The 26,899-nt window shown below is 65.1% G+C and carries 23 protein-coding genes; 22 read left to right on the top strand and 1 reads right to left on the bottom strand.

The genetic code is table 11. The features are described from left to right. The first annotated feature begins 122 nt into the window (after positions 1–122). The 20 genes from DIE02_RS25175 (at position 123) to DIE02_RS25080 (ending at position 21,194) form a co-directional block, all read left to right on the top strand. On the top strand, positions 123–1,280 hold the full coding sequence (locus DIE02_RS25175; protein ID WP_124486818.1) for an ABC transporter substrate-binding protein: 1,158 nt from the start codon (positions 123–125) through the stop codon (positions 1,278–1,280). Positions 1,281–1,469: 189 nt separating this feature from the next. Continuing rightward, positions 1,470–2,525, top strand: a complete 1,056-nt coding sequence (locus DIE02_RS25170; protein ID WP_124486819.1) for a branched-chain amino acid ABC transporter permease — start codon at positions 1,470–1,472, stop codon at positions 2,523–2,525. Between the two features lie 4 nt (positions 2,526–2,529). Continuing rightward, positions 2,530–4,314 (top strand): ATP-binding cassette domain-containing protein, encoded by a 1,785-nt coding sequence (locus DIE02_RS25165; protein ID WP_052664664.1) that lies wholly within the window; start codon positions 2,530–2,532, stop codon positions 4,312–4,314. Next, positions 4,314–5,069: an ABC transporter ATP-binding protein gene (locus DIE02_RS25160; RefSeq protein WP_044845231.1), complete on the top strand. Its 756-nt coding sequence runs from the start codon at positions 4,314–4,316 to the stop codon at positions 5,067–5,069. Before DIE02_RS25165 ends, DIE02_RS25160 begins: the two co-directional genes overlap by 1 nt. A gap of 491 nt (positions 5,070–5,560) precedes the next feature. Further along, entirely contained in the window at positions 5,561–7,531 is a 1,971-nt protein-coding gene (gene mnmG / locus DIE02_RS25155; RefSeq protein ID WP_044845232.1) for a tRNA uridine-5-carboxymethylaminomethyl(34) synthesis enzyme MnmG, read from the top strand. Continuing rightward, a complete protein-coding gene (rsmG, locus tag DIE02_RS25150; protein ID WP_124486820.1) occupies positions 7,528–8,214 on the top strand; it encodes a 16S rRNA (guanine(527)-N(7))-methyltransferase RsmG in 687 nt (228 codons plus the stop codon). Before mnmG ends, rsmG begins: the two co-directional genes overlap by 4 nt. Before the next feature lie 51 nt (positions 8,215–8,265). Continuing rightward, positions 8,266–9,045: a ParA family protein gene (locus DIE02_RS25145; protein ID WP_044845234.1), complete on the top strand. Its 780-nt coding sequence runs from the start codon at positions 8,266–8,268 to the stop codon at positions 9,043–9,045. Positions 9,046–9,076: 31 nt separating this feature from the next. Then, a complete protein-coding gene (locus DIE02_RS25140; protein ID WP_006482728.1) occupies positions 9,077–9,970 on the top strand; it encodes a ParB/RepB/Spo0J family partition protein in 894 nt (297 codons plus the stop codon). 22 nt (positions 9,971–9,992) lie between these two features. Further along, positions 9,993–11,114 carry an SLC13 family permease gene (locus DIE02_RS25135; protein ID WP_124486888.1) on the top strand — a complete coding sequence of 374 codons (1,122 nt, stop codon included), beginning with the start codon at positions 9,993–9,995 and terminating at the stop codon, positions 11,112–11,114. Positions 11,115–11,178: 64 nt separating this feature from the next. After that, entirely contained in the window at positions 11,179–11,361 is a 183-nt protein-coding gene (locus DIE02_RS25130; protein WP_124486821.1) for a hypothetical protein, read from the top strand. 324 nt (positions 11,362–11,685) lie between these two features. Further along, complete coding sequence (locus DIE02_RS25125) at positions 11,686–12,210, top strand: ATP synthase subunit I (RefSeq protein WP_124486822.1); 525 nt, start codon at positions 11,686–11,688, stop codon at positions 12,208–12,210. Positions 12,211–12,329: 119 nt separating this feature from the next. Next, positions 12,330–13,181 (top strand): F0F1 ATP synthase subunit A, encoded by an 852-nt coding sequence (gene atpB, locus DIE02_RS25120; RefSeq protein ID WP_039351439.1) that lies wholly within the window; start codon positions 12,330–12,332, stop codon positions 13,179–13,181. 75 nt (positions 13,182–13,256) lie between these two features. Next, positions 13,257–13,529, top strand: a complete 273-nt coding sequence (atpE, locus tag DIE02_RS25115) for a F0F1 ATP synthase subunit C (RefSeq protein ID WP_021160442.1) — start codon at positions 13,257–13,259, stop codon at positions 13,527–13,529. A gap of 129 nt (positions 13,530–13,658) precedes the next feature. Next, positions 13,659–14,129 carry a F0F1 ATP synthase subunit B gene (locus tag DIE02_RS25110; protein WP_006477283.1) on the top strand — a complete coding sequence of 157 codons (471 nt, stop codon included), beginning with the start codon at positions 13,659–13,661 and terminating at the stop codon, positions 14,127–14,129. A gap of 2 nt (positions 14,130–14,131) precedes the next feature. After that, entirely contained in the window at positions 14,132–14,671 is a 540-nt protein-coding gene (locus tag DIE02_RS25105; protein ID WP_014895498.1) for a F0F1 ATP synthase subunit delta, read from the top strand. 44 nt (positions 14,672–14,715) lie between these two features. Further along, positions 14,716–16,257: a F0F1 ATP synthase subunit alpha gene (gene atpA / locus DIE02_RS25100; RefSeq protein WP_014895499.1), complete on the top strand. Its 1,542-nt coding sequence runs from the start codon at positions 14,716–14,718 to the stop codon at positions 16,255–16,257. Positions 16,258–16,326: 69 nt separating this feature from the next. Next, the gene (gene atpG, locus DIE02_RS25095; protein WP_034209645.1) at positions 16,327–17,202 is read left to right on the top strand and encodes a F0F1 ATP synthase subunit gamma; all 876 of its coding nucleotides are present in this window, start codon (positions 16,327–16,329) and stop codon (positions 17,200–17,202) included. Positions 17,203–17,268: 66 nt separating this feature from the next. Next, on the top strand, positions 17,269–18,663 hold the full coding sequence (atpD, locus tag DIE02_RS25090) for a F0F1 ATP synthase subunit beta (RefSeq protein WP_044845237.1): 1,395 nt from the start codon (positions 17,269–17,271) through the stop codon (positions 18,661–18,663). A 120-nt stretch (positions 18,664–18,783) separates the two neighbouring features. Beyond that, positions 18,784–19,209, top strand: a complete 426-nt coding sequence (locus DIE02_RS25085) for a F0F1 ATP synthase subunit epsilon (RefSeq protein WP_006477288.1) — start codon at positions 18,784–18,786, stop codon at positions 19,207–19,209. Between the two features lie 257 nt (positions 19,210–19,466). Continuing rightward, positions 19,467–21,194, top strand: a complete 1,728-nt coding sequence (locus tag DIE02_RS25080) for an AMP-binding protein (RefSeq protein WP_124486823.1) — start codon at positions 19,467–19,469, stop codon at positions 21,192–21,194. A 727-nt stretch (positions 21,195–21,921) separates the two neighbouring features. On the opposite strand, the gene DIE02_RS25070 is transcribed toward DIE02_RS25080, so the two are convergent. Next, positions 21,922–22,728, bottom strand: a complete 807-nt coding sequence (locus DIE02_RS25070; protein WP_124486824.1) for a transporter substrate-binding domain-containing protein — start codon at positions 22,726–22,728, stop codon at positions 21,922–21,924. A gap of 149 nt (positions 22,729–22,877) precedes the next feature. Here DIE02_RS25070 and hemE point away from each other — a divergent pair, with 149 nt between their 5' ends. Both hemE and DIE02_RS25060 read left to right on the top strand, forming a co-directional pair. Then, positions 22,878–23,972, top strand: a complete 1,095-nt coding sequence (gene hemE, locus DIE02_RS25065; protein WP_311766871.1) for a uroporphyrinogen decarboxylase — start codon at positions 22,878–22,880, stop codon at positions 23,970–23,972. Between the two features lie 448 nt (positions 23,973–24,420). After that, positions 24,421–26,682 carry a primosomal protein N' gene (locus DIE02_RS25060; protein WP_124486826.1) on the top strand — a complete coding sequence of 754 codons (2,262 nt, stop codon included), beginning with the start codon at positions 24,421–24,423 and terminating at the stop codon, positions 26,680–26,682. Positions 26,683–26,899: the final 217 nt, after the last annotated feature.

Genomic DNA, 26,899 nt, shown 5'->3' with positions numbered 1-26,899 from the left:
TTTCACGGGAAAACGAGCGTAGACGCGGTACGGCGAGATAGTTAATTTATTAACTTGTTTGAGGACCGGGAGCCGCCCGAGCGACCCACGGATTTTTCGAGCAGCGTTTGGAGACAACGTAAATGAAGATGAATCGATGGATGGAGGTTCTGCTTGCCGCGGGCCTCGTGGGTGCGGCGGCCACGGCGTCGGCGCAGGTGAAGATCGGCGTGACGCTGTCGGCCACCGGGCCGGCCGCCTCGCTCGGGATTCCGGAAAAGAACACGATCGCGCTGCTGCCGAAGGAAATCGCGGGCAAGAGCGTCCAGTACATCGTGCTCGACGATGCGTCCGACACGAGCCGCGCGGTGCAGAACGCGCGCAAGCTGATCGACGAGGATCACGTCGACGCGATCATCGGCTCGTCCGTCACGCCGAACTCGCTCGCGATGCTCGATCCGGTGTCGCAGGGCAAGACGCCGACGATCTCGCTCGCGGCGAGCGCGCAGATCATCTCGCCGATGGACGCGAAGCGCGCATGGATGTTCAAGGTGCCGCAGAACGACCAGCTGATGGCCGACGCGATCGCCGGCTACATGGCGAAGCACGGCGTGAAGACGGTCGGCTTCATCGGCTTCGCCGATGCGTACGGCGACAGCTGGTACAAGACGTTCAGCGCGGCGGCCGAGAAGAACGGCCTGAAGCTCGTGTCGAACGAGCGCTTCAACCGCACCGACGCGTCGGTGATGGGGCAGGTGCTGAAGCTGTTGGGCTCGAATCCCGACGCGGTGCTGATCGCCGGTTCGGGCACGCCGGCCGCGCTGCCGGCCAAGACGCTGAAGGAGCGCGGCTACAAGGGCAAGGTGTACCAGACGCACGGCGTCGCGAACAACGACTTCCTGCGCGTGTGCGGCAAGGATTGCGAAGGCGAGATCCTGCCGGCCGGCCCGGTGCTCGTGACCGACCAGCTGCCCGATTCGAATCCGGTGAAGAAGCCGGCGCTCGGCTACAAGGCCGCATACGAAAAGGCGTACGGGGCCGGTTCGCTGGCGACCTTCGGCGGCCATGCATGGGATGCGGGCCTGCTGCTGCAGCGTGCGATTCCCGATGCGCTGAAGAAGGGCCAGCCGGGCACCGAGGCGTTCCGCGAGGCGCTGCGCGCATCGCTCGAGAGCGTGAAGGATCTGCCCGTGTCGCACGGCGTGATCAACACGACGGCGACCGATCACAACGGCTTCGACACGCGGGCACGCGTGATGGTGCAGATCGTCGACGGCAAGTGGAAGCTGCAGGCCGAGTAAGCACCACGTGAAACCGGCGGGCGCGGCGCGAACGGTGCCGTGCGCGCCGTCGGCGGCGCGGCGATCCGTGCTCGCGCCGCATGGAATGCCGGGAAGCCCGCAACGCGACGCCTGACCCCCGGTCTTGCCGTCCGCGCGCGGGCCGCTCCCGTCGCCGTTTCTCCGCAGCATTCTCGATACACGAAACGTATGGATCTCTCGATTGCGGCGATCCTCGCGCAAGACGGCATCACGACCGGCGCCATTTATGCATTGCTGTCGCTGGCGCTCGTGCTGGTGTTTTCCGTCACGCGGGTGATCTTCATTCCCCAGGGCGAATTCGTCGCCTACGGTGCGCTCACGCTTGCGGCGTTGCAGGCGCAGAAATTTCCCGCCACCTGCTGGCTGCTGTTCGTGATGGGCATCGCGTGCTTCCTGCTGGAAGTCGGCGGCCTGGTCCGCCATCGCGAACGCCGCCATCAACTCGGCCGCACGCTTGCGACGCTCGGCAGCCGCTACGTGCTGCTGCCGCTCGCGGTGTTCGCGATCACGCGCAGCTTTGCCGCGCAGCCGCTGCCTATGCTTGCGCAGATCGCGTTGACGCTCGCGATCGTCGTGCCGATGGGGCCGTTCGTCTACCGGCTCGTCTACCAGCCGATCGCCGAAGGCACGACGCTGCTGTTGCTGATCGTGTCGGTCGCCGTCCATTTCGCGATGGTCGGCCTCGGGCTCGTGATGTTCGGCGCTGAAGGCTCGCGCACCAACGGCTTCGCGGATGCGTCGCTGTCGGTCGGCAGCATGACGGTGTCGGTGCAGAGCATCCTCGTGGTCGTGACCGCGCTGGTGCTGATCGGCGCGCTCTACGTGTACTTCGGCCGCACGATCGCCGGCAAGGCGCTGCGCGCGACGTCGGTGAACCGGCTCGGCGCGCGGCTGGTCGGCATCGGCACGACCGAAGCAGGGCGGCTCGCATTCACGCTGGCGGCCGGGCTCGGTGTGCTGTCCGGCATCCTCGTCGGTCCGTTGACGACGATCTATTACGACTCCGGCTTCCTGATCGGCCTGAAGGGTTTCGTGGGCGCGATCATCGGCGGGCTGGTCAGTTATCCGCTCGCGGCCGCCGGCTCGCTGCTGGTCGGCATGCTCGAATCGTATTCGTCGTTCTGGGCGAGCGCGTACAAGGAAGTGATCGTGTTCACGCTGATCATCCCGGTGCTGCTGTGGCGCAGTTTCGCGGCGCCGCATGCGGAAGAGGAAGAGGAGTGACGCGATGAAGACGATGGTACGCAACAAGACCTTCTGGGTGTTTCTCGTGGTGCTGTTCGCGCTGCCGGTGCTGCCCGGCGCGCTGCAGGTGCCCGAATACTGGATCACGCTGCTGAACTACATCGGCCTCTACGCGATCGTCGCGATCGGGCTCGTGCTGCTGACGGGCGTCGGCGGGATGACGAGCTTCGGGCAGGCCGCGTTCGTCGGCATCGGCGCGTATGCGACCGCATTCCTGACCACGCGATACGGCGTGTCGCCGTGGCTCGCGCTGATCGTCGGCGTCGTGCTGACGGCGCTCGTCGCGCTGGTACTGGGCGCGGTCACGATGCGCCTGTCCGGGCATTTCCTGCCGCTCGGCACGATCGCTTGGGGGCTCGCGCTGTTCTATCTGTTCGGCAACCTCGAGCTGCTCGGCAAGTACGACGGGATCAACGGGATTCCGGCACTGAACCTGTTCGGCATCGAGCTCGGCAGCGGCCGCAGCCTGTACTTCCTGATCTGGGCCGTCGTGCTGGCCGCGATCGTGTCGGTGCAGAACCTGCTCAACAGCCGGCCCGGCCGCGCGATCCGCGCGCTGCGCGGCGGCGGCGTGATGGCCGAAGCGATGGGCGTGAACACCGCGTGGATGCGCGTCGTGATCTTCACCTACGCGGCCGTGCTCGCCGCGGTATCGGGCTTCCTGTACGCGCACCTGCAGCGCGCGGTGAACCCGACCCCGTTCGGCCTGAACCACGGGATCGAATTCCTGTTCATGGCCGTGGTCGGGGGCGTGTCGCACGTATGGGGCGCGGTGCTCGGTGCGGCGATCCTCACCGTGCTGCAGGACTACCTGCAGACGCTGTTGCCGAAGCTGCTCGGCTCGGAAGGCAACTTCGAGATCATCGTGTTCGGCGTGCTGATGGTGCTGTTGCTGCAGTACGCGCGCCAGGGCGTATGGCCGTTCGTCGCGAAGCTGTTTCCACGCGGGCCGCGCGCACATGTGCCCGACCATGCCGACCCGCTGCCGCAGCGCGCGAAGCCGGTGGCGGGCGAGCCGCTGCTCGTGGTCGACAACGCGCGCAAGCAGTTCGGCGGGCTGGTGGCCGTCAACGACGTCAGTTTCGATGTGAAAGCGGGGCAGATCGTCGGCCTGATCGGCCCGAACGGCGCGGGCAAGTCGACCACGTTCAACCTCGTGACCGGCGTGCTGCAGCCGACCGGCGGCACGATCACGTTCCGCGGCGAGCGGATCAACGGGCTCACGTCGCGCCAGATCGTCCGCCGCGGGATCGGCCGGACGTTCCAGCACGTGAAGCTACTGCCGACGATGACGGTGCTCGAGAACGTCGCGATCGGCGCGCATTTGCGCGGCCATACGGGCGTCTGGCGCAGCATCGCGCGGCTCAATGCACATGAGGAAGCGCAGCTGCTGGCTGAAGCGGCACGACAGATCCGCCGCGTCGGGCTGGAGAAGCACATGTACGACGAAGCGGGCAGCCTCGCGCTTGGCCAGCAGCGGATTCTCGAAATCGCGCGCGCGCTGTGCTGCGATCCGACGCTGCTGTTGCTCGACGAGCCGGCGGCCGGGCTGCGCTACCAGGAGAAGCAGCAGCTCGCGGACCTGCTGCGGCGCCTGAAGGCCGAAGGGATGAGCGTGTTGCTCGTGGAACATGACATGGATTTCGTGATGAACCTCACCGACCGGCTGGTGGTGATGGAATTCGGCACGCGGATCGCGGAAGGGCTGCCGCAGGACGTGCAGCAGGATCCGGCGGTGCTCGAAGCGTATCTGGGCGGGGTGGAGTGATGACGGACACGACGATGCCGATTCTCGAGGTACGCGGGCTGGCGGTGCGGTACGGAAAGGTCGAGGCGCTGCACGGTGCGGCGATCAAGGTCGGCGCAGGGCAGATCGTCAGCGTGATCGGCCCGAACGGAGCCGGCAAGTCGACGCTGCTGAACGCGATCATGGGCGCGTTGCCGGTGACCGGGCACGCGTCGGGCGCGATCGTTTACCGCGGTAACGACGTAGGCGCATTGCCCGTCGAGCAGCGCGTCGCGCGCGGGATGTGCCTTGTGCCGGAAAAGCGCGAGCTGTTCAGCACGATGACCGTCGAGGACAACCTCGTGCTGGGCGCGTATCGCCGCAAGGTCGCGGGTGAGTCGAACTTCCTCGACCAGCTCGATCATGTGTTCGCGCTGTTTCCGCGGCTCAAGGAGCGGCGCAAGCAGGCGGCCGGCACGCTGTCGGGCGGCGAACGGCAGATGCTTGCGGTGGGCCGCGCGCTGATGGGTAAGCCCGACCTGCTGATGCTGGACGAGCCGAGCCTCGGGCTGGCGCCGCTGATCGTGAAAGAGATTTTTCATATCATCAGCGCGTTGCGTGGCACGGGCGTCGCGACGCTGCTGATCGAGCAGAACGCGCGGGCCGCGCTACAGATCTCGGACTACGGCTATGTGCTGGAGACCGGCGAGTTTGCGCTGGAAGGGCCGGCTGCCGAGTTGGCGCAGAATCCGCAGGTAATCGAAACGTATCTGGGGCTTGCGAAGAAAACGGCTTGATGTGTGAGGCGGTGGGCGGGAAACGGGCGGCGTGTTTCACGTGAAACACGCCGTTTTTGTTTCGGGGGAGGGCGACGTGACGGTGAATCGAGTGTGGGGATAAGTGCCGGAGCAACCAGCGGAAGCACTGTGACGAGAGTGCGGGCTCATCGCGTCGGGTTGCACAGGGAATGAGCGTTGACGGTGGTCGGTCGCCACAGGGGATAAGTGCCGGGCGATTGACCGGAAATACTGTGATGTCACGGTGATGTCGGTTCACGAGCCGCTACCGGGTCCTCGGTTTTGCACAGCTTGGCGATGTGCGGTGAGGTCGCGCCAGCGCCGCCAAGGCCGGCTAGGCGGCACAGCTCGGCCGATCGGCCGAAAAAAAACCGGCTAAATGAACGGTCCCTACCATTCGGACGGCCTTCGGGTGAAAAGCGAACCCGCTATAATTCGGCCCATACATTTCTCAGATAGGTTCGTGCGCAGTCCTGCGCGCGGAATCCACCATGCTTTTTCCCACAGAATTTGACGTCATCGTCGTCGGCGGCGGGCACGCCGGCACGGAGGCCGCGTTGGCATCGGCCCGTATGGGTGCGAAGACGCTGCTGCTGACCCATAACATCGAAACGCTCGGGCAGATGAGCTGCAATCCGTCGATCGGCGGTATTGGCAAGGGCCATCTGGTCAAGGAAGTCGATGCGCTCGGCGGCGCGATGGCCGCTGCGACGGACGAGAGCGGTATTCAGTTCCGGATCCTGAATTCGTCGAAAGGCCCGGCCGTGCGCGCGACGCGTGCGCAGGCCGACCGTATCCTGTACAAGGCTGCGATCCGCCATCGGCTCGAGAACCAGCCGAACCTGTGGCTGTTCCAGCAGGCCGTCGACGATCTGATGGTCGAAGGCGACCGCGTGGTGGGCGCCGTCACGCAGATCGGCATCCGATTCCGCGCACGTGCGGTGGTGCTGACGGCGGGTACCTTCCTCGACGGCAAGATCCACGTCGGCCTGAACAATTACACGGGCGGTCGCGCGGGCGATCCGGCGGCCGTGTCGCTGTCGGCGCGTCTGAAGGAACTGAAGCTGCCGCAGGGCCGCCTGAAGACCGGTACGCCGCCGCGTATCGACGGCCGCTCGATCGACTTTTCGAAGCTGGACGAGCAGCCGGGCGACCTCGATCCGATCCCGGTGTTCTCGTTCCTGGGCCGTGCGGAGCAACATCCGCAGCAGTTGCCGTGCTGGGTCACGCATACGAACGAGCGCACGCACGACATCATTCGCGGCGGCCTCGACCGGTCGCCCATGTATACAGGCGTGATCGAAGGTGTCGGCCCGCGTTACTGCCCGTCGATCGAGGACAAGATCCACCGGTTCGCGTCGAAGGAATCGCACCAGATCTTCCTCGAGCCGGAAGGGCTGACGACCAACGAGTTCTATCCGAACGGGATTTCGACGAGCCTGCCGTTCGATGTGCAGCTCGAACTCGTGCACTCGATGCGCGGCCTCGAGAATGCGCACATCCTGCGCCCCGGCTATGCGATCGAATACGACTACTTCGACCCGCGCGCGCTGAAGGCATCGCTCGAGACGAAGGCGATCAACGGGCTGTTCTTTGCGGGCCAGATCAACGGCACGACGGGCTATGAAGAAGCGGCCGCTCAAGGCCTGCTGGCCGGTCTGAACGCAGGCCGTTACGTGCAGGAGAAGGACGCATGGTGCCCGCGTCGCGACCAGGCGTACCTTGGGGTTCTGGTCGACGACCTCGTTACGCGTGGTGTGGCCGAGCCGTACCGGATGTTCACGAGCCGTGCGGAGTATCGTCTGAGCCTGCGTGAAGACAATGCGGACATGCGCCTGACCGAGATCGGCCGCGAGCTGGGCCTGGTCGACGACGTGCGCTGGGATGCGTTCAGCCGGAAGCGCGACGCTGTTTCACGTGAAACCGAACGACTGAAGTCGACATGGGTCACGCCGAAGACGCTGCCGCCGGAAGAGGCGACCGCGCTGCTCGGCAAGGCGATCGATCACGAGTACAGCCTCGCGGAGCTGCTGCGTCGCCCGGGTATCAGCTACGATGGCGTGTGTGGCCTGAAGGGCGGCGAATGCGGTCCGGCGGAGCCGTTGGCCGACGATCCGGTGCTGCTCGAGCAGATCAAGGAGCAGGTCGAGATCGGTATCAAATATCAGGGCTATATCGAACGCCAGGCGAGCGAGATCGAGCGCAACGATGCGAACGAGAACACGCGCCTGCCGGACGGTATCGACTATCGCGAGGTGCGCGGCCTGTCGTTCGAAGTGAGCCAGAAGCTCAACGAGTTCCGGCCGGAAACGATCGGCCAGGCATCGCGGATCTCGGGCGTCACGCCGGCTGCGATCTCGCTGCTGATGGTGCACCTGAAGCGCCGTGGCCTCGGCCGTCGTAATGGCACTGCCGCAGAGGCGACCGAGCAGGGGGACGGCACCGTCCCGACGCAACAATGACGGCGCGTCGCGCGCCGGCGGTTAATCGGGACGTACTTGAACAAATGCTCGTCGACGGCACGGCCGCGCTCGACATCGCATTGACGGATACACAACGCAACCAGCTGCTCGATTACGTCGCGCTGCTCGGCAAGTGGAACGCGGTCTACAACCTGACCGCGATCCGCGACCCGAAGCAGATGCTGATCCAGCACATTCTTGATTCACTCTCCATCGTTCCGCATCTGCGCGACCGTGCATCGGCGCGCGTGCTCGACGTGGGTTCGGGCGGCGGGTTGCCCGGTATCGTGCTGGCGATCGTCCGGCCGGACTGGCAAGTGACGCTGAACGATATCGTGCAGAAGAAGTCTGCATTTCAGACTCAGATGCGTGCGGAGCTGAAGCTCGCGAACCTGTCGGTCGTCACCGGGCGGGTCGAATCGCTGCAGCCGGGTGTCGAAGTGCCGGAAAAATTCGACATGATCGTATCCCGCGCCTTCGCGGATCTATCCGACTTCGTTAAACTTGCTCGACATCTCGTCGCGCCCGGCGGATCGATCTGGGCGATGAAGGGTGTCCACCCGGACGACGAAATTGCACGGCTGCCGGAAGGCAGTCGCGTAAAGCAGACGATGCGGCTGGCGGTACCGATGCTCGATGCCGAACGGCATCTGATCGAGGTCACCGTCGACGAGGCGAATTGAAGGCGCGCGGTAGCGCGCTGTTTGTTTGAAGGTAAAGGGAACACACCAACGATGGCAAAGATCTTCTGCGTTGCGAACCAGAAGGGGGGCGTCGGCAAGACGACGACATCGGTCAATCTCGCCGCAAGCCTTGCAGCGCAGGAGCAACGAGTCCTGCTGATCGATCTCGACCCGCAGGGCAACGCGACGATGGGTAGCGGGATCGACAAGGCCGCCTGCGAGTCGACTGTGTACGAAGTGCTGGTTGACGGCGTCTCGGTGACGGACGCACGCGTGCGTCCGGAGGGTGTCACGTACGACGTGCTGCCGGCCAACCGCGAGCTGTCGGGTGCCGAGATCGAACTGATCAGCATCGACAACCGCGAGCGTCGGTTGAAGGCCGCGCTCGAGCATGTGGCCGACGACTACGACTTCGTGCTGATCGATTGCCCGCCGACGCTGTCGCTGCTGACGCTGAACGGGCTGTGCGCGGCGCATGGCGTCGTGATCCCGATGCAGTGCGAGTACTTCGCGCTGGAAGGGTTGTCGGATCTCGTCAACACGATCAAGCAGGTTCACGCGAACATGAACCGCGACCTGAAGATCATCGGCTTGTTGCGCGTGATGTTCGATCCGCGCATCACGCTGCAGCAGCAAGTCTCCGATCAACTGAAAGCGCACTTCGGCGACAAGGTGTTCGACGCGGTGATTCCGCGCAACGTGCGCCTCGCGGAAGCGCCGAGTTACGGGTTGCCGGGCGTCGTGTTCGACCGCAATTCGCGCGGTGCGCAGGCGTATCTCCAGTTCGGTGCCGAGATGATCGATCGCGTGCGCGCGTTCGAGGTGTCGTGATCCGGACATGAGCGAAGCGAGGAAGAAAGACATGAACGCGGTACCAAAGAAGAAGGGCTTGGGACGTGGCCTCGAAGCGCTGCTCGGCGGCAGTGCGGACATCACCGAAGCGGTGAAGATCGAAGGGGCACCGAACACGCTCGCGCTCGGCAAGCTGCAGGCCGGCAAGTACCAGCCGCGGACGCGGATGGACGAAGGCAGCCTGCAGGAGCTGGCGGCCAGCATTCGCGCGCAAGGCGTGATGCAGCCGATCCTGGTACGGCCCATTTCGTCTGACAAATACGAGATCATCGCAGGCGAGCGGCGTTTCCGCGCGGCACGCCTGGCTGGCCTCGACGAAGTGCCGGTGCTCGTGAAGGACGTGTCCGATCAGGCAGCCGCGGCGATGGCGCTGATCGAGAACATCCAGCGCGAGGACCTGAACCCGCTGGAAGAGGCGCACGGTATCCAGCGTCTGCTCGACGAGTTCGGTTTCACGCACGAACAGGCGGCCGAATCGGTCGGCCGTTCGCGCAGCGCGGTATCGAACCTGCTGCGCCTGCTGAACCTCGCTTCGCCGGTGCAGACGATGCTGCTGGCCGGCGATCTCGACATGGGGCACGCGCGCGCGCTGCTCGCGGTCGACGCCGCGACGCAGATCACGCTCGCGCATCAGGTCGTGAACAAGCGCATGTCGGTGCGCGAGACCGAGAAGCTGGTCGCGCACACGACGAAGGAAGCGCCGGCGGTGAAGGCGCGTGCGAAGGATGACGGCGGCCGCGACACGCGCCGTCTCGAGGAGGAGTTGTCCGACCTGCTCGCGTCGACGGTGAAGATCAAGCTCGGCCGCCGCGGGCGAGGGCAGGTGCTGATCGACTTCGGCAACCTCGACGCGCTCGAGGGCATTCTCGCGCGCCTTCGCGGCAACGTCGCGACGGAAGAGTAACGAGGTGCGATTGACGGAGAACATGGGCGCGGCAGCGCCGCGCCGATGGCTCGGATGGCTGATGCAGGAGCCGGTGCTGGCGGTACTGGCGCTTGCACTGATTATTCTTCAATGGTTGCGTCCGCAACCAATTGCCACATTGGCCGGTCTCGTCGACTGGCAGACCGTCGCGACGCTCGCGGGTCTGCTGATGCTGACCAAGGCGCTCGAGCTGTCCGGGTGCCTGATGTGGCTCGCGCATCGCATCGTGCATCACGTGCATTCCGAGCGCGGGCTGGCGATGCTGCTCGTCGTGTTCGCGGCGGCGCTCGCGATGTGGCTCACCAACGATGTCGCGCTGTTCGTCGTCGTGCCGCTGATGGTGTCGCTGCGCCTGCTGACGCCGCTGCCTTTCCGGCGGCTCGTGATCGTGGTCGCGCTGGCCGTCAATGCGGGGTCCGTCGCGACACCGCTCGGCAATCCCCAGAACCTGTTCCTGTGGCAATTGAGCGGCGTGTCGTTCGGCCGCTTCGTCGTCACGCTCGGGCCGCTCGCGCTGGCGCTGATGGCGCTGCTGCTCGTGCTGACGGCGTGTGCGTTTCGCGCGAAGCCGCTCGATCTGTCGGGAGACGTTCAGGCCGTCCCCGTCCAGCGCCTGCATGCGTTGCTCGCGGCGGTGCTGTTCGGTGCGTTCGTGCTGCTCGCCGATGCGCACCATCCCGTGCCGGGCCTGATTGCCGTCGTGATCGCGCTGGTGGTGGCGAGACGTGATGCAGTCCTGAAGATCGACTGGCTGCTGCTGCTGATCTTCGTGCTGATGTTCGTCGTGCTGCGCAGCGCGGCCGCGCTGCCCGTCGTGCACGACGCGATCGCGCGGACTCACCTCGATTCGCCGCTGCGCGTGTTCGCGGCAGGCGCGGTGCTGTCACAGGGCATCAGCAACGTGCCGGCGGCGATCCTGCTGTCGGAATTCACGCACGACTGGCGGGCGCTCGCGTTCGGCGTATCGGTCGGCGGTTTCGGTTTCGCGATCGGTTCGCTCGCGAACCTGATCGCGGTGCGTCTCGCGAAGGAGCCGCGCATGTGGCTGCCGTTTCACCTCGTGTCGATCCCGTTCGCGCTCGTGAGCGCGGCATTGGGTGCATGGTTGCTCGTGCGCGGTTAAGCGATGCGGCCGCCTGCGGTGCAGGCGCGCTGCAAGCTTGGCGGGGTGGGGCACAGCATTCGCAGTGGGTGAGAAGCCGGGGCTGTTGATAAGTGCGGCGATCCACAGTCGATCGACTGTGGCGGCACAACAACTGATTGCAGGCATCGACGCGCTCGCGTGCGAGCGTATTTCGCGCATCGCGCTCGTCGCGGTGGTCACAGTATTTCCTCTCCTTCGCATCGCTGCGCCCGATCATTTTCCGTGATCGCGTCACAGCGGAATTCCTGTTGCAAACGCGTCGCGCCGGTGTCGCCCGCACCAGGCGTCGATGCCACGTCATTGCCTCGTCGCCGGACTTTTTCGGGCAAGAAATACCCGTGCAAAAAAGCGACCTTACAACTGTCATCGTACGTCGTGGATTCGCGCGTTTTTCACATGATGAGGCGTCGTTTTACGCAGGTTTTTGTCGCGTCTAAAGCCTTGAATCACTTGCAACTATCGCTTACAATCGCCCGGATTTGTTAGCTAGGCACCCCTGAAAGCTTTCGGAAAGCAGGGGCCGGGTTCAAGGATTTTGCGGAAGATTGCGATGGCGGGTCAGGCGCCGAACGACGGGCACGATGATCACCGAGCGCAACGCACCGCTTCAGCGGCCGGCGAGCGGCGCGAGTCCGACGACGACTGGGATGCCGAGCAGCAAGATAACAACATCGTTCCGCTCACGCGGACGGAAGCCGAGAGGTTGTTCGGTCCGGACGTGAGCAAGCCGTCGCGCGTGACCCCCTACAAGGTGGTGATCGCGCAGGTGGTCTTGTCCCTGGTTGCAACGCTGGCGTGGTGGCTGTTTTCAAAGTCGCCGGGTGCCGCTGCGCAATCCGCGTTTCTGGGCGGGGCGATCGGCTGGGTGCCAAGCGCGTTGTTCGTGGCACGACTGAAGGCAGGTGGCTCGGCCACCGTGATGAGCTGGGTGATGGGCGAAGCCCTGAAGCTCGGTGTGACGATCGGGATGTTCGCCGCAGTGGCGTACGGCTACGCCGGCGTGCACTGGCCGGCACTCCTCGTCACCTACCTCGTCGTGCTGAAGACGTACTGGATCGCGCTGGCCTGGCGGTAAGCAACAAGCAGCGTGCGGTTTCGACAACGAATCGCACCGGCCCGTTCCCGCAATCGCGGCAATAGCGTATTGCGGAACGGGGCAAAACGATTTTCGACAATTTGGGTGGCATTAACGATATGGCAGCTAGCGAAGGCACGCGCGGTCCGGATCCGTCCGAGTACATTGCGCACCACTTGCAGAATTTCTCCACCTCGCATCAGACGTCGATTTTCGACATCCACGTCTGGAACCTCGACACGCTGTTCTGGTCGATCGTGTGCGGCATCGTGACGATCCTCCTGCTGCGTCTGGCCGCCCGCAAGGCGACGTCGGGCGTGCCGGGCCGTTTCCAGTGCGCGATCGAGATGCTCGTCGAAATGGTCGAGGATCAATCGAAGGCCATCGTCCACGGCAACCGCACCTTCATCGCTCCGCTCGCCCTCACGGTGTTCGTGTGGGTCGCGCTGATGAACTCCCTCGACTTCCTCCCCGTCGACCTGCCGGGCCGCGTGATCGGCCTGCTCGGTCTGTCGGACGTGATTTCCCACCATCGCATCGTCCCGACGGCCGACCTGAACGGCACGCTCGGCATCGCGCTCGGCGTGTTCGTCCTGATGATCTACTACAGCATCAAGATCAAGGGCGCGGGCGGCTTTGTGCATGAGCTGCTGTCGGCCCCGTTCGGTGCCCACCCGCTGCTGTGGATCCCTAACCTCGCGCTCAACATCGTCGAATATCTCGCGAAGACCGTCTCCCTCGGCATGCGGCTGTTCGGCAACATGTACGCGGGTGAGCTGTTGTTCCTGTTGATCGCCCTGCTCGGCAGCATGTGGAGCTTCGGTGGCGACGCAACGTTCCTCGGCTTCGTTGGTCACGTGATCGCGGGTAGCGTCTGGGCAATCTTCCACATCCTGATTGTTCTGTTGCAGGCATTCATCTTCATGATGCTGACGCTGGTGTATCTCGGCCAAGCGCACGACAAGCACTAAGCGCGGCGTGCAAAAAAGAGTTTCCGTTTTAGTTTTTTAAATCTCAGTTCCAAGTCTTTTCACAAAGGAGTGATCATGCAAGCTTACATCGCCAACATCCAGGGTCTGACCGCCATCGGTATCGGCATCATCATCGGCCTGGGTGCAATCGGCGCCTGTATCGGTATCGCGCTGATGGGTGGCAAGTACATCGAAGCCTGCGCACGTCAGCCGGAACTCATCAACCCGCTGCAAACGAAGATGTTCCTGCTGGCCGGCCTGATCGACGCTGCATTCCTGATCGGCGTTGGTGTCGCAATGCTGTTCGCGTTCGCGAACCCGCTCCTGTCGAAGCTCGTCGCAGGCTAAGGTTCCTCGGAAATATGCGACCGGCGTGAGCCGGCGCAGGGCGGAACGGAGACTTGGGGCGCTGATCGAATGCAACTCGATGAGCGCCTTACCGTTTCATTTTTCCGGAATAGCAGATAAGGAAACACCGTGAATCTCAACGCAACTCTGTTTGCGCAAATGGTCGTGTTCCTGGTCCTCGCGTGGTTCACGATGAAGTTCGTGTGGCCGCCGTTGATCAACGCCCTCGACGAACGTTCGAAGAAGATCGCCGACGGCCTCGCAGCCGCGGAGAAGGGCAAGGCGGAACTCGACGCAGCGCACAAGCGCGTGGACCAGGAACTCGCGCAGGCCCGCAACGACGGCCAGCAGCGCATCGCCGACGCTGAAAAGCGTGCCCAGGCGGTCGCCGAGGAAATCAAGGCCAACGCCCAGGCTGAAGCCGCCCGCATCGTCGCCCAGGCGAAAGCGGAAGCAGAACAGCAAATCGTGAAGGCGCGCGAAGCGCTGCGTGGCGAAGTCGCCGCGCTGGCCGTGAAGGGCGCCGAGCAGATCCTGAAGCGCGAAGTCGATCAAACGGCCCACGCCCAACTGCTGAATCAACTGAAAGCCGAGCTCTGATCATGGCCGAACTTGCAACCATCGCCCGCCCTTACGCAGAAGCGCTGTTCCGCGTGGCCGAGGGAGGTGACATCGCCGCCTGGTCCACGCTCGTGCAAGAGCTGGCCCAGGTTGCGCGTCTGCCGGAAGTGCTGTCGGTCGCGTCGAGCCCGAAGGTGACGCGCACGCAAGTAGCCGAGTTGCTGCTTGCTGCGGTGAAGTCGCCGGTCGCGGCCGGCGCCGAAGCGAAGAACTTCGTGCAGATGCTGGTCGACAATCATCGCATCGCGCTGCTGCCGGAAATCGCCGAGCAGTTCGAGGCGCTCAAGAACGAACGTGAAGGTGCAGCCGACGCCGAGATCGTGAGCGCGTTCCCGCTGAACGGCGCGGATCTCGAAAGCCTCGTCTCTGGCCTCGAACGCAAGTTCAAGCGCAAGCTGAAGCCGACGGTCGAAGTCGATTCGTCGCTGATCGGCGGCGTGCGCGTGACGGTCGGCGACGAAGTGCTCGACACCTCGGTTCGCGCGCGCCTCGCATCGATGCAGGCTGCCTTGACCGCCTGAGCGCCACGCCGGCACGCAACAGAATTGACTATCAGGAGCGAATAATGCAACTCAATCCCTCTGAGATCAGCGAGCTGATCAAGAGCCGGATCCAGGGCCTTGAAGCGAGCGCAGACGTTCGCAACCAGGGCACCGTGATCTCCGTGACCGACGGTATCGTGCGTATCCACGGCCTGTCGGACGTGATGCAGGGCGAAATGCTCGAGTTTCCGGGCAACACGTTCGGCCTCGCGCTGAACCTCGAGCGCGACTCGGTCGGCGCGGTGATTCTCGGCGAATACGAACACATCTCGGAAGGCGACATCGTCAAGACGACGGGCCGCATTCTCGAAGTCCCGGTTGGTCCGGAACTCGTCGGCCGCGTGGTCGATGCGCTCGGCAACCCGATCGACGGCAAGGGCCCGGTCAACGCGAAGCTGACCGACGCGATCGAAAAGATCGCCCCGGGCGTGATCTGGCGTAAGTCGGTGTCGCAGCCGGTGCAGACGGGCATCAAGTCGATCGACGCGATGGTGCCGATCGGCCGTGGCCAGCGTGAGCTGATCATCGGCGACCGTCAGTGCGGCAAGACCGCGGTGGCGCTCGACGCGATCATCAACCAGAAGGGCAAGGACCTGATCTGTATCTACGTCGCGATCGGCCAGAAGGCTTCGTCGATCATGAACGTGGTTCGCAAGCTCGAAGAAACGGGCGCGATGGAATACACGATCGTCGTCGCCGCTTCGGCTTCGGATTCGGCAGCGATGCAGTACCTCGCGCCGTACGCCGGCTGCACGATGGGCGAATACTTCCGCGACCGCGGCCAAGACGCGCTGATCATCTATGACGACTTGACCAAGCAGGCTTGGGCATACCGTCAGATCTCGCTGCTGCTGCGCCGCCCGCCGGGCCGTGAAGCATACCCGGGCGACGTGTTCTATCTGCACTCGCGTCTGCTCGAGCGTGCTGCTCGCGTGTCGGAAGAGTACGTCGAGAAGTTCACGAACGGCGAAGTGAAGGGCAAGAGCGGCTCGCTGACGGCACTGCCGGTCATCGAAACGCAGGCTGGCGACGTGACCGCGTTCGTTCCGACGAACGTGATCTCGATTACCGACGGCCAGATCTTCCTGGAAACCGACCTGTTCAACGCAGGCATCCGCCCGGCAATCAACGCTGGCGTGTCGGTGTCGCGAGTCGGCGGCGCCGCTCAGACGAAGGTCGTGAAGAAGCTGTCGGGCGGTATCCGTACCGACCTCGCGCAGTACCGTGAACTGGCCGCATTCGCGCAGTTCGCATCGGACCTCGACGAAGCGACCCGCAAGCAGCTCGAGCGCGGCCGCCGCGTGACGGAACTGCTGAAGCAGCCGCAGTACCAGCCGCTGCAGGTCTGGGAACTGGCCGTGTCGCTGTACGCCGCGAACAACGGCTACCTCGACGATCTCGACGTCAAGCAAGTGCTGTCGTTCGAGAAGGGCCTGCGCGACAACCTGAAGACCAGCCACGCTGACCTCATCAAGCGCATCGAAGACACCAAGGATCTCTCGAAGGACGACGAAGGCGCACTGCGCTCGGCGATCGAATCCTTCAAGAAGTCCGGTGCCTATTGATCCGCGAGTGACACACTGAGGCCGCGCGGGTGCTGATGCGCCCGCGCCGCTTCGGTCAAGGAGCAAGCTATGGCTGGAATGAAGGAAATTCGCGGCAAGATCAAGAGCGTGCAGAACACGCGCAAGATCACGAAGGCGATGGAGATGGTGGCTGCATCGAAGATGCGTCGCGCGCAGGAACGCATGCGCGCCGCTCGTCCGTATGCAGACAAGGTCCGTGCCATCGCCGCGCACATGAGCCGTGCGAACCCGGAGTACCGCCACCCGTTCATGGTGGCAAACGACGGCGCGCAGACGGCCGGCATCATCCTCGTCACGACGGACAAGGGTCTTTGCGGCGGTCTGAACACCAACGTGCTGCGTGCGACGGTGCAGAAGTTCAAGGAGCTGGAAGAGAAGGGCCAGAAGGTCGAAGCCACCGCGATCGGCGGCAAGGGCCTCGGGTTCCTGAACCGCTTCGGCGCGAAGGTGATGTCGCAGGTCGTGCACCTCGGCGACACCCCGCATCTGGACAAGCTGATCGGCGCCGTGAAGACGCAGCTCGATCTGTACTCGGAAGGCAAGCTGTCGGCGGTCTATATCGCTTACACGCGCTTCGTCAACACGATGAAGCAGGAAGCCGTGATCGAGCAGCTGCTGCCGCTGTCGTCGGAACACTTCGAAGCCGATGACGGTACGCCGGCCACGTCGTGGGACTACATCTACGAGCCGGACGCGCAGGCAGTCGTCGACGAACTGCTCGTGCGTTACGTCGAGGCGCTGGTGTACCAGGCCGTCGCGGAGAACATGGCGTCCGAGCAATCGGCGCGGATGGTCGCGATGAAGGCCGCGTCCGACAACGCGAAGACGGTGATCAGCGAACTGCAGCTCGTGTACAACAAGAGCCGCCAGGCCGCGATTACGAAAGAACTGTCGGAGATCGTCGGCGGCGCAGCCGCTGTTTAAGCGCGCGCCACGGACGACAACTGCGCCCTTGCGCGAGTAAAGAATCAGGTATTTAAAGGAAAAGCGATGAGTACTGCTGCTTTGGTAGAAGGCAAGATCGTACAGTGCATCGGCGCCGTTATCGACGTGGAATTCCCGCGCGACAGCATGCCGAAGATCTACGACGCGCTCATTCTCGATGGCTCGGAACTGACGCTCGAAGTCCAGCAGCAGCTGGGCGACGGCGTGGTCCGTACCATCTGTCTGGGTGCATCCGACGGCCTGCGCCGCGGCCTGACCGTGAAGAACACGAGCAAGCCGATTTCGGTTCCGGTCGGCAAGCCGACCCTCGGTCGTATCATGGACGTCCTCGGCCGTCCGATCGACGAAGCCGGCCCGATCGAAAGCGAAACGACGCGTTCGATCCACCAGAAGGCTCCGGCGTTCGACGAACTGTCGCCGTCGACCGAACTGCTCGAAACGGGTATCAAGGTCATCGACCTGATCTGCCCGTTCGCGAAGGGCGGCAAGGTTGGCCTGTTCGGCGGTGCTGGCGTGGGCAAGACCGTCAACATGATGGAGCTCATCAACAACATCGCGAAGGAACACGGCGGTTACTCCGTGTTCGCGGGCGTGGGCGAGCGTACCCGTGAAGGGAACGACTTCTACCACGAAATGAAGGACTCGAACGTTCTCGACAAGGTCGCGCTGGTGTACGGCCAGATGAACGAGCCGCCGGGCAACCGTCTGCGCGTCGCGCTGACCGGCCTGACGATGGCCGAGCACTTCCGTGACGAAGGCCTCGACGTGCTGTTCTTCGTCGACAACATCTACCGTTTCACGCTGGCCGGTACCGAAGTGTCGGCACTGCTCGGCCGTATGCCGTCGGCAGTGGGCTATCAGCCGACGCTCGCTGAAGAAATGGGCAAGCTGCAAGAGCGCATCACGTCGACCAAGAAGGGCTCGATTACGTCGGTCCAGGCCGTGTACGTCCCTGCGGACGACTTGACCGACCCGTCGCCGGCAACCACCTTCGGCCACCTGGACGCAACCGTCGTTCTGTCGCGTGACATCGCTTCGCTGGGTATCTACCCGGCGGTCGACCCGCTCGACTCGACGTCGCGCCAGATCGACCCGAACGTGATCGGTGAAGAGCACTACTCGATCACCCGTCGCGTTCAGCAGACGCTGCAGCGCTACAAGGAACTGCGCGACATCATCGCGATTCTGGGCATGGACGAACTGTCGCCGGAAGACAAGCTGTCGGTCGCACGTGCGCGTAAGATCCAGCGTTTCCTGTCGCAGCCGTTCCACGTCGCAGAAGTGTTCACGGGCTCGCCGGGCAAGTACGTGCCGCTGAAGGAAACGATCCGTGGCTTCAAGATGATCGTCGACGGCGAGTGCGACCACCTGCCGGAACAGGCGTTCTACATGGTCGGCACGATCGACGAAGCCTTCGAAAAGGCCAAGAAGATCCAGTAACGGCTTGAGTGAGTCGCAAGCCGGCGTGTGCCGGCCGGAGCAATCAGTCAGCGATGACTTTGTTCCGGCTGCTCGCGCCGGCCGCAATACGCTCAACCCGTGGATGAGATTGGAGTCGATATGGCAACCATCAAAGTAGACGTCGTCAGCGCGGAAGAGCAGATCTTCTCGGGCGAGGCGAAATTCGTCGCGCTGCCGGGCGAAACGGGTGAGCTGGGCATTCTGCCGGGCCACACGCCGCTCATCACCCGGATTCGTCCGGGTGCGGTGCGCATCGAAGTCGAGGGCGGCAACGACGAATTCGTGTTCGTCGCAGGCGGCATTCTCGAAGTGCAGCCGGGCGCCGTGACGGTGCTCGCCGATACCGCGATCCGCGGCAAGGACCTCGACGCGGCGAAAGCCGAGGAAGCGCGCAAGCGTGCCGAGGAAACGCTGCAGAACGCGAAGTCGGACCTCGACCTCGCAAAGGCGCAATCCGAGCTCGCGACCGCGATGGCGCAGCTCGAAGCGATCCAGCGTCTGGCGAAGATCCGCAGCCGGCACTGAGCCGCGCGCGCGTATCCCGCGAAAGAAAGCAGCCTTCGGGCTGCTTTTTTTTCGCCCGTCGTTTTCGTCTGTTTTTTGCGGGCCGGATCGTATCGTCCGGTCGTGCTATTTCATCCGTCCGCCGCGATTTGATGTCAGAGTGTCGTCAGCAGAGCGCGGCATCATCCGGCAGAGGCAGTCCGCCGCGATCGTGGCGGAGCAGGCAGGCGCGCGAGCCGCGCGCCGGGCCGATCAGACAAAAACGGACGGAGACATCGATGGCAGCAGACCTTGGCAAGGGGGCGCTGATCGCGCCCGAAAACGGACTGTCGTACGTGCGCGGCGCGACCGACGTGCCGCTATCCGAAGCGACGATCAGCCGGTTCCTGCTCGACACGGCCGGCCGCTTTCCCGATCGTCCGGCCGTCGTATTTCGCGAACAGCAGGTGCGCTGGACCTGGCGCGAATTCGCACACGAGGTCGACGTGCTCGCGGCGGGCCTCGCCGCGCTCGGGATCGTGAAGGGCGACTGCGTCGGCATCTGGTCGCCGAACCGCAGCGAATGGCTGCTCACGCAGTTCGCGACCGCGCGCATCGGCGCGGTGCTCGTCAACATCAACCCGGCCTACCGGCTCGCGGAACTCGAATACGCGCTGAACAAGGTCGGCTGCAAGGCCGTGATCGCGGCCGAGCGCTTCAAGACGTCCGCGTACGTCGAGATGCTGCAGACCATCGCGCCTGAGCTCGCGAGCGCGACGCCGGGCGACCTGCATGCGGCGCGCGTGCCGAGCCTGCGAACGATCGTTTCGATGGGCGAGGCGGCGCCGGCCGGCATGTTCCGCTTCGCGGACGTGATGGCGCGCGGCCGCGACACGCTCGATGTCGCTCGGCTCGACGCGATCGGCGCGACGCTCGTGGCCACCGAGCCGATCAACATCCAGTTCACGAGCGGCACGACCGGCAGCCCGAAGGGCGCGACGCTCACGCACCGCAACGTCGTCAACAACGCACGCTCGATCGCGGCGGCGATGCGCTTCACCGAACAGGATTCGCTCTGCATCCCGGTGCCGTTGTATCACTGCTTCGGGATGGTGCTGGCCGTGCTCGCGTGCGTGTCGAAGGGCGCGGCGATGGTGTTCCCCGGCGAGGCATTCGATCCGGTCGCGACGCTCGCGGCCGTGGCCGACGAACGCTGTACCGCGCTGCACGGCGTGCCGACGATGTTCATCGCGGAACTCGATCATCCGGACTTCGCGAAGTTCGACCTGTCGACGCTGCGCACCGGCATCATGGCCGGCTCGCCGTGCCCGATCGAGACGATGAAGCGCGTCGTGTCGCAGATGCATTTGCGCGAGATCACGATCGCGTACGGGATGACGGAGACGAGCCCCGTGTCGTTCCAGAGTTCGACCGACGATCCGCTCGAGAAGCGCACGACGACGGTCGGGCGCATCCAGCCGCACCTGGAGGTGAAGATCGTCGATCCGAACGGCGAGATCGTGCCGGTCGGCGCGACGGGCGAGCTGTGCACGAAGGGCTATTCGGTGATGCTCGGCTATTGGGACGACGACGCGAAGACGCGCGAGGTGCTGGTCGACGGCTGGATGCATACGGGCGACCTCGCGACGCTCGACGCGGACGGCTACTGCAATATCGTCGGTCGGCTGAAGGACATGGTGATCCGCGGTGGCGAGAACGTGTATCCGCGCGAGATCGAGGAATTCCTGTTCAGGCATCCGAAGATTCAGAGCGCGCAGGTGTTCGGCGTGCCGGATCCGAAATACGGCGAGGAGCTGTGCGCGTGGATCGTGCTGCGCACGGACGAGCAGATGACCGAGGACGACGTGCGCGCGTTCTGCAGCGGCCAGATCGCGCACTACAAGATTCCGCGCTACATCCGCTTCGTCGACGAGCTGCCGATGACGGCGACGGGCAAGGTGCAGAAGTTCGTGATGCGCGACCGGATGATCGAGGAACTGAAGCTGGACGTGCAGAAGACCGCGTGAGAGGCCGGTTGGCCGGCGGCAGGAAAAAACGCGGCGGCCTGCGGGCCGTTGCGTTTTCGATGGACGAAAAAAAGCGGGCTTATTAGCCCGCTAAAAACCACACGCTACGGGGTTAGCGCGAGGAGACCAAAGATGAAACCGGATCCGGCGGGGGCCGGAAACGACTCCAACAGGGATGCCCCTCGGAAGGGCTTCGGTACGTGACCGACTGGCTCGCAGCGCTTCGCGTCCGCTCACACTTGGCACACGAGACCGCATCCGTGTTGAAACCGTTGAGGCCATTGTGGGCGAATTGCTCACCCCTCGCGGTAACAAAGTGTTTCAGGTTGTAACGCCCGCCAGATAAGGCTTTCCGGGATTTTTTGCTGTTTTCGGGGTCCTGAAAAAGGTCATATTTACCCATCTTTTCCGCAGAGTTGTCAGCGGTTGCACATAATGCGTTTTTCATGCGTATCAGCATCGGTGAATGGCCGATTTACACGCCCGAATGTGCATCGCGCGGCACATATCGCATATGACGATTCATTCGTCAGAAAGATTTTGAAACGTGATCGGCGCGCGCGGTAGTCGGCTATTCGGCCAATTTTCGCGGTTTTACGTCTTCAGCCCCCTGCGCCGTGTGTAACGGGGGGCGGCGGACGGCCATACTGCCGCCCGCGCCCCGTTCGCCTGCTGCGATAGCGGGGTCGTGTCTGCTATCGGCCGCCGTCGCCGCCCGCGATCGTGCTTACTTCAGCCACTTGTCGGCGATCGCCTGGTATTCGCCGGTCGACAGCGCGAGGTGCAGCCACTGGTCGACATACTGCTGGAACACGACGTCGCCGCGCGGCACCATGTACGCCTTTTCGCCGAACTGGAACGGCTTGTCCGGATGCACCGAGCACAGGCCCGGATTCAGCTTTTGCTGCAGCAGCGTCTCGGATGCGTCCGTCACCATGACGTCCGCCTTGCCCGCGATGATCTGCTTGAAGATCGTCACGTTGTCAGGGTAGACGGTCAGGTTCGCGTGCGTGAAGAACTGCTTCGCGAAGCGCTCGTTGGTGCCGCCCGGGTTCACGATCACGCGGGTCTCGGGCCGGTCGATCTGTGCGACGGTCTGGTACTTGTCGGCGTCCGCGCAGCGCACGATCGGCGTCTTGCCGTCGACCACGTACGGCTGCGTGAAGAACACGCGCTTCTGGCGCTCGAGCGTCGTCGATACGCCGCCGACCGCGATATCGCACTTCGCGACGAAGTCGTTGGTGAGGTTCGACCAGCTCGTCTTCACGAAGTCGGCCTTCACGCCGAGCGATTTCGCGAGCGACTCGGCCATGTCGATGTCGATGCCTTCGAAGCGGCTGTCGCTCCGGTAGTACGAATACGGCTTGTAATCGCCCGTCGTGCACACGCGCAGCGTGCCGCGTGCGAGCACGTCGTCGAGCCGCGAGCCGGCCGCGGCCGCGGACGACGGTGCGGTCGTACCCTGCGCGTGCGCGGCGGCGCAGCAAAGCAGGGTGGCGGCGGCGAGTGCGGCGCGCGTGGCAAATGTCTTCATCGGTCTCCTCCGTGGATCGGTTCGATATCAGCGTCCGATCATAACGGAGCCATCGCGCGCGTCATATGGCCGCCATCGCATCGACATACGCAGCCGTGCGGCCCCGCTCCGGTAAAATGCCGCTTTGCCTTCGCATCGTCGCTCCTACCGTGGCCCATACCCTGCTCAACGACACCTTCCTGCGTGCGCTTCTGCGCGAGCCGACCGACTACACGCCGATCTGGCTGATGCGCCAGGCTGGCCGCTACCTGCCCGAGTACAACGCGACGCGCGCGCGCGCCGGCAGCTTCCTCGGCCTTGCGAAGAATCCCGATTACGCGACCGAAGTGACGCTGCAGCCGCTCGAGCGCTTCCCGCTCGACGCCGCGATCCTGTTCTCGGACATCCTGACGATTCCCGACGCGATGGGCCTCGGCCTCGACTTCCAGGTCGGCGAAGGGCCGAAGTTCGCGCATCCGGTGCGCACCGAGGCCGATGTCGCGAAGCTCGCGGTGCCCGACATCGAGGAAACGCTCGGCTACGTGACGGGCGCCGTGCGCGAGATTCGCCGCGCACTGACCGACGGCCAGGGCCGCCAGCGCGTGCCGCTGATCGGCTTCTCGGGCAGCCCGTGGACGCTCGCGTGCTACATGGTCGAAGGCGGCGGGTCGGACGACTTCCGCACGGTGAAGTCGATGGCGTATTCGCGCCCCGACCTGATGCACCGCATCCTCGACGTGAACGCGCAGGCCGTGGCCGCGTACCTGAACGCGCAGATCGAAGCCGGCGCGCAGGCCGTGATGATCTTCGATACGTGGGGCGGCGCGCTGGCGGACGGCGCATACCAGCGCTTCTCGCTCGACTACATCCGCCGGGTGGTCGCGCAACTGAAGCGCGAGCACGACGGCGAGCGCGTGCCGGTGATCACGTTCACCAAGGGCGGCGGGCTGTGGCTCGAGGAAATCGCGGCGACCGGCGTCGACGCGGTCGGGCTCGACTGGACGGTCAACCTCGGCGCCGCACGCGAGCGCGTCGCGGGGCGCGTTGCGCTGCAGGGCAACCTCGACCCGACGATCCTGTTTGCGCCGCCGGCCGCGGTGCGCGAGCAGGCTCGCGCGGTACTCGACAGCTACGGCAATCATCCCGGCCACGTATTCAACCTCGGCCACGGCATCTCGCAGTTCACGTCGCCCGACCACGTCGCCGAACTCGTCGACGAAGTGCACGCGCACAGCCGCAGGATTCGTAGCGGAGCAGCGGGCTGAGCGCAAGCGCTGTCATGCTGCGTTGCGGGATGACGGCGTTTCGCTGTCGGCGCTAAACAGGGCGCAACCCCGCCCCGGTTGCCGATCCGTCGCTTGTCAAGACTTGACTTATGCACATTTTCCACGTTGCAGCGCGGTAGAGCCCTGCATCGGTCGAATTGTCTCGCTATGGTTGGGTAATTTGAATAGCAGCCTTATGGAATAAGGCTCCGCGGGGCGCGGCACACGGCGGCCGGAAACAGCGGAAAGCACGGCCCCGCGCGCTTTGCGGCGATTGGACGGGGAGTTCTCAACAAAGTTATCCACAGGCTGGTCAGGGTATACGGCGATTCCTAATGCGAATCCAAAACTTAGCGCCGAATCTGAAGTTTTACTTTAAGTCCGTCACCGTGATGCGGACTCGGATGCAAGTCGTCCGTGCGCTGTGCGCTGCCGCCGGAGCGCGGTGATGGACGGCACCTACCTGCGGGTCGCCCTCGACCATCCGCTCGCCACCCTGTTCGACTACCGCTGCGACGTCCAGCCGGCGCCCGAGCCAGGCACCCTGGTGCAGGTGCCGTTCGGCAAGCGGCAGGTCGTCGGCCTCGTCTGCGAAGTGACGACTCACACCGACGTGCCGCCGTCCCGCTTGCGGGCAATCGACGCGATCTGTACCGAGCTGCCGCCGCTGGCGCCGGACTGGCTTGCGCTCGTCTCCTTCGCGGCCGACTACTACCAGCGCGGTCGCGGTGAAGTCGCGCTGCCGGCGTTGCCGCAGGCGCTGCGCGACGCGGAGCGCTGGGGGCGGCTGCTGGCGCCCGAAGTGCGTCACCGGCTGACCGAAGCCGGCCGCGCGGCGCTCCCCGACGCACTGCCCGCGCGCGGGGCCGCGCTGCGGCGGCTCGCGCAGGCACTCGCCGACACCGATTCGCTGACGCTGCCCGATGCGCGCGCATTGCACCCGAAGGCGGCGGCCACGCTCGACGACTGGGCGGCGCGCGGCTGGGTCGCGATCGAGGAAATCGGCTGGGCCGACGCGCCTGTGCCCAAAGCTGTGGATAACCTGTCGACAACCGGTGGACGAACTGTGCCGCCGGCGCTCACCGACCAGCAGGTCGAGGCGCTCGACGCGATCCGCGCCGCGCAGGGCTTCGCGCCGTTCCTGCTGCATGGCGTGACCGGCAGCGGCAAGACCGAGGTGTATCTGCATGCGCTCGCCGCGCTGCTCGATGCGCGGCCCGACGCGCAGGCGCTCGTGCTCGTGCCCGAAATCAACCTGACGCCGCAGTTCGAGGCCGCGTTTCGCGCGCGCTTCGCAGGCACGCTCGCCGACGACGCGATCGTCACGCTGCACAGCGGCCTCGCCGAAGGCGAACGCGCGCGCAACTGGCTCGCCGCGCACACGGGCCGCGCGCGGATCGTGCTCGGCACGCGGCTCGCGGTGCTCGCGTCGCTCCCGACGCTCGCGCTGATCGTCGTCGACGAGGAGCACGAGCCCGCGTACAAGCAGCAGGAAGGGCTGCGCTATTCGGCGCGCGATCTCGCGGTGTGGCGCGCGAAGCATCTCGGCATTCCGGTCGTGCTCGGTTCGGCGACGCCGTCGCTCGAGACCTGGTGGCAGGCCGAGCAGGGGCGCTACACGCGGCTCACGCTGTCGCGCCGCGCGGTGGCCGACGCGACGCTGCCGACCGTGCGGCTGATCGATCTCGAAGAGGAGCGGCGGCGCGGGCGCGCGTCGATGGGCGGGCTGTCGGGCCCGCTCGTCGCGGCGCTGAAGGCGCGGCTCGAGCGCGGCGAGCAGAGCCTCGTGTTCCTGAACCGGCGCGGCTACGCACCGCAGCTTGCGTGCGACGCGTGCGGCTGGGTCGCCGGTTGCCCGCGCTGCAGCGCCTATGTCGTGCTGCACAAACCCGAGCACGCGTTGCGCTGCCATCACTGCGGCTGGGAAGCGCGCATTCCGCGTTCGTGCCCGGAATGCGGGAACGTCGACATCGCGCCGCTCGGGCGCGGCACGCAGCGCATCGAGGAGGCGCTCGCCGAGGCCGTGCCGGGCGCACGGATCCTGCGGATCGACGCGGACAGCACGCGGCGCAAGGGCAGTGCGCAGGCGCTGTTCTCGGATGTGCACGCCGGTGAAGTCGACATCCTGGTCGGCACGCAGATGATCGCGAAGGGGCACGACTTCCAGCGCGTGTCGCTCGTCGGCGTGCTCAATGCCGACACCGCGCTGTTCTCGCACGACTTCCGCGCGAGCGAGCGGCTGTTCGCGCAGCTGATGCAGGTGAGCGGCCGCGCGGGGCGCGCGGGGCTGCCGGGCGAGGTGCTGGTGCAGACGCGTTATCCGCGTCACGCGCTGTATCACGCGCTCGGCCGGCAGGATTACGTCGGCTTCGCGAATTCGACGCTCGGCGAGCGCCGCGACGCGCACCTGCCGCCGTTCGTCTACCAGGCGCTGCTGCGCGCCGAGGGGCGCACGCTCGACGCGGCGCTCGCGTTCCTGCTGCAGGCCGCGGCTGCGTTGCCGGGGCTGCCGGGTGCCGATCGCGTGACCGTGTACGACGCGGTGCCGATGACGATCGTGAAGGTCGCGAACGTCCACCGCGCGCAGCTGCTGCTCGAAAGCGCGTCGCGGGCCGCGCTGCAGCACGCGCTGCGCGCATGGCAGCCGGAACTGCGCGCGCTGAAGGGCGTGCTGCGGTGGAGCGTCGAGGTCGATCCGCTCGATATATGAGCGGCGCGGCGGCGGTCGTCGTGCCGCGCGCCGCTTCCTCGGTACCGAGCTGCCGAGCCGCCGAGCCGCCGAGCCGCCGAGCCGCCGAGCCGCCGAGCCGCCGAGCCGCCGAGCCACCGAGCCACCGAGCCACCGACCCGCCGACCCGCCGACCCGCCGACCCGCCGACCCGCCGACCCGCCGAGCCGCCGACCCGCCGACCCGCCGACCCGCCGAC

The organism is Burkholderia sp. Bp8991 (assembly GCF_003853795.1).
Lineage (GTDB): Bacteria > Pseudomonadota > Gammaproteobacteria > Burkholderiales > Burkholderiaceae > Burkholderia.
Note: the sequence above shows the minus strand (reverse complement) of the source record. Positions and strands in the feature narration are given on the sequence as shown.

What these genes read in the sequence shown, in the direction of transcription:
- DIE02_RS25175 (WP_124486818.1), top strand. Translation starts at nt 123, where the DNA reads ATGAAGATGAATCGATGGATGGAGGTTCTGCTTGCCGCGGGCCTCGTG.
- DIE02_RS25170 (WP_124486819.1), top strand. Translation starts at nt 1,470, where the DNA reads ATGGATCTCTCGATTGCGGCGATCCTCGCGCAAGACGGCATCACGACC.
- DIE02_RS25165 (WP_052664664.1), top strand. Translation starts at nt 2,530, where the DNA reads ATGAAGACGATGGTACGCAACAAGACCTTCTGGGTGTTTCTCGTGGTG.
- DIE02_RS25160 (WP_044845231.1), top strand. Translation starts at nt 4,314, where the DNA reads ATGACGGACACGACGATGCCGATTCTCGAGGTACGCGGGCTGGCGGTG.
- mnmG (WP_044845232.1), top strand. Translation starts at nt 5,561, where the DNA reads ATGCTTTTTCCCACAGAATTTGACGTCATCGTCGTCGGCGGCGGGCAC.
- rsmG (WP_124486820.1), top strand. Translation starts at nt 7,528, where the DNA reads ATGACGGCGCGTCGCGCGCCGGCGGTTAATCGGGACGTACTTGAACAA.
- DIE02_RS25145 (WP_044845234.1), top strand. Translation starts at nt 8,266, where the DNA reads ATGGCAAAGATCTTCTGCGTTGCGAACCAGAAGGGGGGCGTCGGCAAG.
- DIE02_RS25140 (WP_006482728.1), top strand. Translation starts at nt 9,077, where the DNA reads ATGAACGCGGTACCAAAGAAGAAGGGCTTGGGACGTGGCCTCGAAGCG.
- DIE02_RS25135 (WP_124486888.1), top strand. Translation starts at nt 9,993, where the DNA reads ATGGGCGCGGCAGCGCCGCGCCGATGGCTCGGATGGCTGATGCAGGAG.
- DIE02_RS25125 (WP_124486822.1), top strand. Translation starts at nt 11,686, where the DNA reads ATGGCGGGTCAGGCGCCGAACGACGGGCACGATGATCACCGAGCGCAA.
- atpB (WP_039351439.1), top strand. Translation starts at nt 12,330, where the DNA reads ATGGCAGCTAGCGAAGGCACGCGCGGTCCGGATCCGTCCGAGTACATT.
- atpE (WP_021160442.1), top strand. Translation starts at nt 13,257, where the DNA reads ATGCAAGCTTACATCGCCAACATCCAGGGTCTGACCGCCATCGGTATC.
- DIE02_RS25105 (WP_014895498.1), top strand. Translation starts at nt 14,132, where the DNA reads ATGGCCGAACTTGCAACCATCGCCCGCCCTTACGCAGAAGCGCTGTTC.
- atpA (WP_014895499.1), top strand. Translation starts at nt 14,716, where the DNA reads ATGCAACTCAATCCCTCTGAGATCAGCGAGCTGATCAAGAGCCGGATC.
- atpG (WP_034209645.1), top strand. Translation starts at nt 16,327, where the DNA reads ATGGCTGGAATGAAGGAAATTCGCGGCAAGATCAAGAGCGTGCAGAAC.
- atpD (WP_044845237.1), top strand. Translation starts at nt 17,269, where the DNA reads ATGAGTACTGCTGCTTTGGTAGAAGGCAAGATCGTACAGTGCATCGGC.
- DIE02_RS25085 (WP_006477288.1), top strand. Translation starts at nt 18,784, where the DNA reads ATGGCAACCATCAAAGTAGACGTCGTCAGCGCGGAAGAGCAGATCTTC.
- DIE02_RS25080 (WP_124486823.1), top strand. Translation starts at nt 19,467, where the DNA reads ATGGCAGCAGACCTTGGCAAGGGGGCGCTGATCGCGCCCGAAAACGGA.
- DIE02_RS25070 (WP_124486824.1), bottom strand. Translation starts at nt 22,728, where the DNA reads ATGAAGACATTTGCCACGCGCGCCGCACTCGCCGCCGCCACCCTGCTT.
- DIE02_RS25060 (WP_124486826.1), top strand. Translation starts at nt 24,421, where the DNA reads ATGGACGGCACCTACCTGCGGGTCGCCCTCGACCATCCGCTCGCCACC.